The sequence below is a fragment of the Kineococcus glutinatus genome (genome assembly GCF_039542765.1).
GTDB lineage: Bacteria > Actinomycetota > Actinomycetes > Actinomycetales > Kineococcaceae > Kineococcus_A > Kineococcus_A glutinatus.
Map to the genome: position 1 here is coordinate 1 of NZ_BAABIL010000121.1, position 7,443 is coordinate 7,443.

Consider the following 7,443-nt stretch of genomic DNA (forward strand, 5'->3'; position numbering starts at 1 on the left):
GGCGCCCGCGCTGCCGGGTGTGCGGCTGCGGGCCCGCGACCGCCGCGGCCTCTGCCGCTGAGCGCCCGCCGGGCCTCAACGACCACACCGCTCCACCCGGCGGTGGACCCGCGGTGAAGTCGGCGTGAACTCTGCCGAGGGAACCCGACCCCGGGTGTCGGCCCTCCCCCGGCACACCCACGCTGGAACCGTGGAGACAGCAACGATCATCCTGGCCCTGGTCGTGGTGGTGGCCCTCTCCTTCGACTTCACCAACGGCTTCCACGACACGGCCAACGCGATGGCCACCTCCATCGCGACGCACGCGCTGCCGCCCAAGGCCGCGGTCGCGCTCTCCGGGGTGCTCAACCTCATCGGCGCGTTCCTCTCGGTGGAGGTCGCGCTCACGGTGACCAACGCCGTCGTCAAGATCCAGGACCCGGACGGCGCGCCCCGCCCGGAACTGCTCACCGGCGGCGGCAGCGCGCTGCTGCTCATCGTCCTCGCCGGGCTCATCGGCGCCATCGTGTGGAACCTCCTCACCTGGCTGCTCGGGCTGCCATCCAGCTCCTCGCACGCGCTGTTCGGCGGCCTCGTCGGCGCCACCGTCGCCGGGCTCGGCTGGAGCGGGGTGAACTGGAACGGCGACGGCAGCAAGATCGACGGTGTCGTCGGCAAGGTGATCGTGCCGGCGCTGGCCTCGCCGGTCCTGGCGTGCGTCGTCGCGGCGGTCGGCACCTGGCTCGTCTACCGGGTGGTCACCGGGGTCGCGACGCGGTTCACCGACACCGGGTTCCGCTGGGGGCAGATCGGCTCCGCCTCCCTCGTCTCGCTCGCCCACGGCACGAACGACGCGCAGAAGACGATGGGGGTCATCACCCTCGCGCTCATCGCCTCGGGGCACTGGAGCAGCACGGAGTCCATCCCGTTCTGGGTGAAGGCGGTGTGCGCGGTCGCGATCGCCGCGGGCACGTACCTCGGTGGCTGGCGGATCATCCGCACGCTCGGCAAGGGGCTCGTGGAGATCGCACCACCGCAGGGGATGTCCGCGGAGACGTCGTCGGCCGCGGTCATCCTCGTCTCCAGCCACATGGGTTTCGCGCTCTCGACCACGCACGTCACCACCGGCTCCGTCCTGGGCACGGGGGTCGGCAAGCCGGGGGCGACGGTGCGCTGGCGCGTCGCCGGGCGCATGGTGGTCGCCTGGGTCATCACGCTGCCCTCGGCCGGCCTGGTCGGCGCGCTGATGTGGTGGATCGCCCACGTCCTGGGCGGCGGGCTGCTGGGCGCCGGCGTCATCACCGCGATCCTCGTGGCGGCGGCCGCCGCGATGTACGCCCGCTCGCGGCGCACCCCGGTCCACGCCGGCAACGTCAACGACGAGTGGGAGGCGCAGCCTGACGCCGCCCGCACCCCGATCGCGGCCTGAGGAGGACCGGATGGCGGACACGTTCAGCCTGGAGCTGCAGGCGCTGTGGCGGATCCTGCTGGCCTCGCTCGTCCTGGGCGCCGGCCTGCCGGTGCTGTTCTCGGTGGGCATCCGCGCGATGGCCTGGGGCGCGGGCGGCGACGCCGAGGCGCACGCCGCGGGCACGGCCGGCCCGGTGGGGCACCCCGCCGGGCGCGTGCTGGGGATCGCCTGCTTCGCGGTCGTGCTGCTCGCCGTGGCGCTGGGCATCACGTTCATCGTCGCCGGCGGGTTCGGCAAGGCGCTGAGCTTCGAGCACGTCTACCCGACGCTCGTCGACAAGCACTGACCGGCCACCGAGGACGAGTTCCGACCCGAGGGGGAAACCGTGACCGACACCGACACCGATACCGAGATCGGCACCGGCACCGGCTTCGCGAGCCGGGCGCTGGGCTGGCTGCGCGCCGGTTACCCGGCAGGCGTCCCGCAGCAGGACTACGTGGTGCTGCTCGGCCTGCTGCGGCGCAAGTGCACCGACGCCGAGGTGCACCACATCGCCACCGAACTGGCCGGCCTGGCCGCGCAGGGCACCGAGATCACCACCGCCGACGTCGAGCGGCTCATCAGCGAGGCGACCCTGGACACCGCCTCGGCGGAGGACGTCCGGCGCGTCTCCTCCCGCCTGGCGGCGGGCGGCTGGCCGCTGGCGGACGCCCCCGACCGCTGAACGGCGCACCCCCGCGCGGCGCGGGGGCCCGGACCGGAGCGGGTCGGGCCCCCGCGCACGTCGGGACCGCGCACGTCGGGACCGCGCACGTCGGGACCGCGCACGTCGGGACCGCGGTCGCCGCGCCGCCCAGGCGGTGCGGCTGCCGCGCACCACGAGGTCGCGGCGGTGCAGCACGGCGTCGGGGCCGTCGTCCGCCAGCAGGCGGTCCAGCGCGCCCAGGTCCGCCGCGCCGAGCCGGTCGCCGAGCCCGCGGCGCAGGCGGCGCAGCCAGGTGTGCGCGTAGCGCGCGGCGAGCGGTGAGCCCGGGTCGGACCGCGCCTCGAACCGGAGCCGCTGCACGTCGGCGAAACCGGCCCGCTCCAGGTGGGGGGCCCAATCGGGGTGGGTGTTCCAGCCCACCCGCGCCAGGGCGTCGTGGCAGCGCTGCTCCAGGTCGGCCTCCGCCCCGTCGGGCAGGACGCGCGGCGGGGCTGCGATCTCGACGACCAGGACCAGGCCACCGGGCCGCAGCGCGTCGTGGACGTCGCGGAGCACCCGGTCGGGATCGGCGACCTCGTGCAGCGACGAGGACGCCCACACGACGTCCGCGACGCCGAGATCGGGCCAGGCGACGTCGAGGTCCTGCTGGACCGCCCGCAACCGGTCGGCGAAACCGTCCTCGCGGGCCGCGGCCCGGACGCGCTCCAGCATCGACGGCGAGGAGTCGACCGCGACCACCTCGGCGCCGCCGAAGCGCCGGGCCAGCGCCCGCGTGCCGGCGCCGGTGCCGGCACCCAGGTCGACGACCCTGCGCGGCCGGTCGGGCGCCTGCTGCGCGATCCAGGCCGTCGCCCCGTCGAGGTAGCCGACGAGCAGCCGCGCGTCCAGTTCCAGCAGCTCGGCCAGCTCGGCGTCGTCGTGGTGCCCGTGGCGGTGGCCGTGGTGCTGCGGGGAGGCGTGTGCCGTCATGCCACCACGGTAGGCACGTCACTGCGCCAGGGGCATACCGTCTTGCGCATGACGCAAGAGGTCGACCTGGATGCCGTGGTCCGGCAGCGGATCCGCAGCCTGCGCCTGGCGCGCGGCTGGTCGCTGGACGCCCTCGCCGCCCGCTGCCACCTCAGCCCCTCCTCGCTGAGCCGCATCGAGACCGGCCAGCGCCGGATCGCCCTGGACCTGCTGGTGCCCATCGCCCGGGCCCTGGGCACCACCCTCGACCAGCTCGTGGAACCCCCCGGGGACGAGGACGTCGTGATCCGCCCCGAACCCCGGCACGCGCCGGGGCTGACCACCTGGTTGCTGTCGCGCGAGCGGGCGGCGCAGGGCACGACCGTCGCGAAGATGCGCATCACCCCCGACCGGGCCGAGCAGCTCGGCGTGCACCCGGGCCGGGAGTGGTTCACCGTGCTCTCCGGCACCGCCCGGCTGCGGCTGGGCCCGCGCACCGTCCTCGTCGAGGCGGGCCAGGCCGCGGAGTTCTCCACGATGGTCCCGCACGCCATCGGCGCCCAGGGCGGGCCGGTGGAGATCCTCACCGTGCTCGACCACGACGGCGAGCGCGCCCACCTGCACGGCCGGCCGGGAGAGCCGTGACGGACTGCTGCGGCGCGGCCCGCGGGCTGCGGTGCGCGGCCGCGAGCAGGGCCTACCGGGCACGAAGGTGTTCGGGCACACTCCAGCCGTGGAGCGGCACGAGTTCGGCGCGGCCGTGCGCCGGCTGCGGGAGAGCACGCCCCCCGCGGCCGTCGGGCTGCCGGCGGGGGGCCGCCGCGTGCGCGGGCTGCGGCGCGAGGAGCTCGGTGAGCTCGCTGGGATGTCCGCGGACTACGTGCGCCGGCTGGAGCAGGGCCGCAGCCACCCCTCGGCCGGCGTGGTCAACGCCATCGCCCGGGCGCTGCGGGCCGGGCGGGCGGACTACGAGCGGCTCTGCGCACTGGCCGGTTACGCCGCCGCCGACGGGCAGGTGCCCACCGCCGTGGGCCCCGGTGCGACGCGGCTGCTGGAGCGGTTCCCCGACACCCCGATGCTCGTCTCCGACGCGGCGATGAACGTCGTCGCCGTCAACAGCGCGTTCCTGGCCCTGGAGCACTGGAACCTCACCGGGGACCGCTGGCAGTGGAACGTCGCCTGGCGCATCTTCCGCGACCCGTTCGAGGCCTTCGAGCAGTCCGCGGCCGACGCCGACGACAACGAGGCGGTCCTCGTGAGCCGGCTGAAGGGCTCGCTGCTGCGCTACCCCGCCGACACCTCGCTCGCCGCGATGGTCGACGACATGCGCACCCGCAGCCGCCGCTTCGACACCCTGTGGCGCGCACCGCGGCCGGTGCACGCCTACGAGAGCAGCGCGACGATCACCCAGTCCGACGGCGACTCCGTCACCCTCGTGGGCAACCTCATCGCCATCCCCGGTGACGACCTGGCGGCCGTGATGCTCACCGCGGCGCCGGGCTCGGCCGACGAGGCCCGGCTGGCGGAACTGGTCGGCGCGAGCGACGGGCGGGCCGTCGTCGAGGTGGGCCCGGGGGTGGGCCCGGGGGTGGGCCCGGGGGTGGGCCCGGGGGTGGGCCCGGGGGTGGGCCCGGAGGTGGGCCAAGCCGGCCCAGGCTGAGCGCGCCGGGACCTGCGACGTTGGGTGCGTCACCAGGACCGCGGACCGGATCCGCGGACCACACCGACGGCACCCACGAGAGCAGGTCCAGCGATGAAGGCAGTGCGCTTCCACGAGTTCGGCGGGCCCGAGGTCCTGCGGTACGAGGACGTCGAGACGCCCACCCCCGGTGCGGGCCAGGTCCGCATCCGCGTCGCCGCCACGTCGTTCAACGGCGTCGACGCGACCATCCGCGCGGGCGCCATGCAGGGCCCGATCCCGGTGTCCCTGCCGCACACCCCCGGCATCGACGTCGCCGGCACGATCGACGCGCTCGGGGAGGGCGTGGAGGCCGTCGCGGTCGGCCTGCACGTCGGGCAGGAGGTCGTCGGTTTCCTGCCGATGACGTCGGCCGGGGCGGCGGCGGAGTACGTCATCGCACCGGCGGAGGTCCTGACGGGGGCGCCGAAGGACCTCTCGCTGACCGACGCGGCGGTCCTGCCGCTCGTGGGCCTGACCGCCTGGCAGGCGCTGTTCGACCACGGCGGCCTGACCGCCGGTCAGCGGGTCCTCGTCAACGGCGCCGGCGGAGCGGTCGGCGGGTACGCCGTGCAGCTGGCGAAGGAGGCCCGCGCCCACGTCATCGCCACGGCCGGCCCGCGCAGCGCCGGGCGCGTCGGGGCCGCGGGCGCCGACGAGGTGGTCGACCACACCCTCTCCGACGTGACGGCGCAGGTGACCGAACCCGTCGACCTCGTCCTCAACCTCGCCCCGGTCACCCCGGAGCGGCTGACCGCGCTGGTCCCGCTCGTCCGCGACGGCGGCAGGCTCGTCAACACCACCGTCTGGATGCCCGCGCCCTCCGACGACGAGCGCGGGGTGCGCGGCATCGACCTGTTCGTGCGCAGCGACGCCGACCAGCTCGCCGACCTGGTCGCCCGCGTGAACACCGGCGAACTGGTCGTCGACGTCGCCCAGCGGGTGGCGCTGGCCGACCTGCCCGCACTCCACGCCCGGGCCGGCGCCGGGCGGCTGCCGGGCAAGGTCGTCGTCCTGGCGCCCCCGGCCTGACCCCCACCACCGACGACCGCAAGAACCCCGACGACCCGACACCACCGAAGGGACCACGACCGTGGACACCACCACGACGGCCACCGACACCACGAACACCACCGACGGCGCCAGGACCATGACGGCCGTGCGCTTCCACGAGACCGGCGGACCCGAGGTGCTGCAGCACGAGCAGATCGCCCTGCCCGTCCCGGCGGCCGGGCAGGTGCGGGTTCGGGTGGCGGCGTCCGCCTTCAACGCCGCCGACGACGGCATGCGCGCCGGGTTCCTGCCCATCCCGGTCCAGCTGCCGCACGTACCCGGCTACGACGTCTCCGGAACGGTCGACGCCCTCGGCGACGGCGTGGACGGCCTGCACGTGGGCGACGCGGTGATCGGGTTCCTGCCGATGGAACGCGACGGCGGCGCCGCCCAGCACGTCCTGGCCCCCGCCGAGGCGCTGGTCCCGGCGCCCACGAGCATCCCCCTGCCCGACGCCGCGGGTCTGCCGTCGGTGGCGCTGACCGCCTGGCAGGCCCTCTTCGACGAAGGCGCCCTGCAGGCCGGTCAGCGGGTGCTGGTCGTGGGGGCCGGCGGCGTCGTCGGCAAGTACGCCGTCGCGCTGGCCAAGCGGGCCGGGGTGCACGTCGTGGCCACCGCCAGCCCGCGCAGCACCGATGCCGTCCGCGCCGCCGGCGCCGACCAGATCGTCGACCACACCCGCACCGACCCGCTCAGCGCCGTCGACGAGCAGGTCGACGTGCTGCTCAACCTCGCACCTCTCGACCCCGAGGAGTTCGCCGCGCTCGTGGCCCTGGTCCGCGACGGCGGAGCGGTCGTCAGCACCACCGCGTTCATGCCCACCCCGGGCGACGAGACCCGCGGCGTCCGCGCGGTGACGGTCTTCGTCCGCCCGAACCGCGAGCGCCTGGCCGAACTGGTGTCCCTGGTGGACGCCGGGGACCTGCGGGTCGAGGTCACCCGCCGCATCGCGCTGGCCGACCTGCCCGCCCTGCACGCCGAGGCCGCCGCCGGCCGCATCCCGGGCAAGGTCGTCGTCCTGCCGGGGTGAAACCCGCACGGGAACCCCGTACCGGGTGGACCCGCCGCACGGTCAGGTGGCACCGCCGCCGGCGACGGCCCACCCGTCGCCCCGGACCGCCACCTCCTGCAGGTTCCACAGCGCCAGCGCCCGGACGCCCACCCCCCGCGGCCCGGTGCGGCGCACCACCCCGCGCACCAGCAGCAGCGGGCAGCGCAGCAGGACGTGGTTGCTCGTGGCCGCCTGCACGTCGGCGAACACGGTGACGTCGGCGCACCCCGTGCCGTCGTCCAGGGAGCAGAACACCACGCGCCGGCCGGAGCGGATCGGCGGGGTCTGCGTCGCCACCCGCGCCCCCGCCAGCAGCACCTCCGCGCCGTTGCGGACCCCCAGCAGGTCCGCGGCGCGGGTCACCCCCCAGCGCGCCAGGTGCGCGGCGTACGTGGTCATCAGGTGGTCGGACACGTCGAGGCCGAGGACGTCGAGCTCGGCGCCGATCCGCTCGCGCGCACCGGGTGCCGGGGAACCGCTGGGCAGGTTCGCGGCGTCCAGGTCGCCCAGCGGCAGGACGAGCTGGCCGGGGTGCCAGCCGGGGGCGGCGTGCCCGGCGGCGCGGGTGCGACCGGGCGCGCCCGCGCCGGCCTCCCGCGCCAGGGTGCGCTCGAGGT

The 7,443-nt window shown here is 75.9% G+C and carries 8 protein-coding genes and 2 pseudogenes; 8 read left to right on the forward strand and 2 right to left on the reverse strand.

From position 1 onward, the window contains the following. Nucleotides 1–190 precede the first annotated feature (190 nt). The 4 genes from ABEB16_RS05520 (at nucleotide 191) to ABEB16_RS05535 (ending at nucleotide 2,417) form a co-directional block, all read left to right on the forward strand. The gene (locus ABEB16_RS05520; protein WP_345711266.1) at nucleotides 191–1,408 is read left to right on the forward strand and encodes an inorganic phosphate transporter; all 1,218 of its coding nucleotides are present in this window, start codon (nucleotides 191–193) and stop codon (nucleotides 1,406–1,408) included. Nucleotides 1,409–1,418: 10 nt separating this feature from the next. Further along, nucleotides 1,419–1,736: a hypothetical protein gene (locus ABEB16_RS05525; RefSeq protein ID WP_345711267.1), complete on the forward strand. Its 318-nt coding sequence runs from the start codon at nucleotides 1,419–1,421 to the stop codon at nucleotides 1,734–1,736. Nucleotides 1,737–1,775: 39 nt separating this feature from the next. Further along, nucleotides 1,776–2,114 (forward strand): DUF3349 domain-containing protein, encoded by a 339-nt coding sequence (locus ABEB16_RS05530; RefSeq protein ID WP_345711268.1) that lies wholly within the window; start codon nucleotides 1,776–1,778, stop codon nucleotides 2,112–2,114. Between the two features lie 168 nt (nucleotides 2,115–2,282). Beyond that, the gene (locus tag ABEB16_RS05535) at nucleotides 2,283–2,417 is read left to right on the forward strand and encodes a hypothetical protein (RefSeq protein WP_345711269.1); all 135 of its coding nucleotides are present in this window, start codon (nucleotides 2,283–2,285) and stop codon (nucleotides 2,415–2,417) included. 102 nt (nucleotides 2,418–2,519) lie between these two features. On the opposite strand, the pseudogene ABEB16_RS05540 reads toward ABEB16_RS05535, so the two are convergent. Next, nucleotides 2,520–3,065: pseudogene (locus tag ABEB16_RS05540) on the reverse strand (class I SAM-dependent methyltransferase); the annotation flags it as partial. Between the two features lie 48 nt (nucleotides 3,066–3,113). Here ABEB16_RS05540 and ABEB16_RS05545 point away from each other — a divergent pair. The 4 genes from ABEB16_RS05545 (at nucleotide 3,114) to ABEB16_RS05560 (ending at nucleotide 6,805) form a co-directional block, all read left to right on the forward strand. Then, on the forward strand, nucleotides 3,114–3,689 hold the full coding sequence (locus tag ABEB16_RS05545; protein WP_345711272.1) for a helix-turn-helix domain-containing protein: 576 nt from the start codon (nucleotides 3,114–3,116) through the stop codon (nucleotides 3,687–3,689). An 88-nt stretch (nucleotides 3,690–3,777) separates the two neighbouring features. Beyond that, on the forward strand, nucleotides 3,778–4,704 hold the full coding sequence (locus tag ABEB16_RS05550; protein WP_345711270.1) for a helix-turn-helix domain-containing protein: 927 nt from the start codon (nucleotides 3,778–3,780) through the stop codon (nucleotides 4,702–4,704). Nucleotides 4,705–4,797: 93 nt separating this feature from the next. Further along, the gene (locus tag ABEB16_RS05555; protein ID WP_345711271.1) at nucleotides 4,798–5,754 is read left to right on the forward strand and encodes an NADP-dependent oxidoreductase; all 957 of its coding nucleotides are present in this window, start codon (nucleotides 4,798–4,800) and stop codon (nucleotides 5,752–5,754) included. 118 nt (nucleotides 5,755–5,872) lie between these two features. Next, on the forward strand, nucleotides 5,873–6,805 hold the full coding sequence (locus ABEB16_RS05560) for an NADP-dependent oxidoreductase (protein WP_345711273.1): 933 nt from the start codon (nucleotides 5,873–5,875) through the stop codon (nucleotides 6,803–6,805). A gap of 42 nt (nucleotides 6,806–6,847) precedes the next feature. On the opposite strand, the pseudogene ABEB16_RS05565 reads toward ABEB16_RS05560, so the two are convergent. Further along, a pseudogene (locus ABEB16_RS05565) lies at nucleotides 6,848–7,443 on the reverse strand (hypothetical protein); the annotation flags it as partial.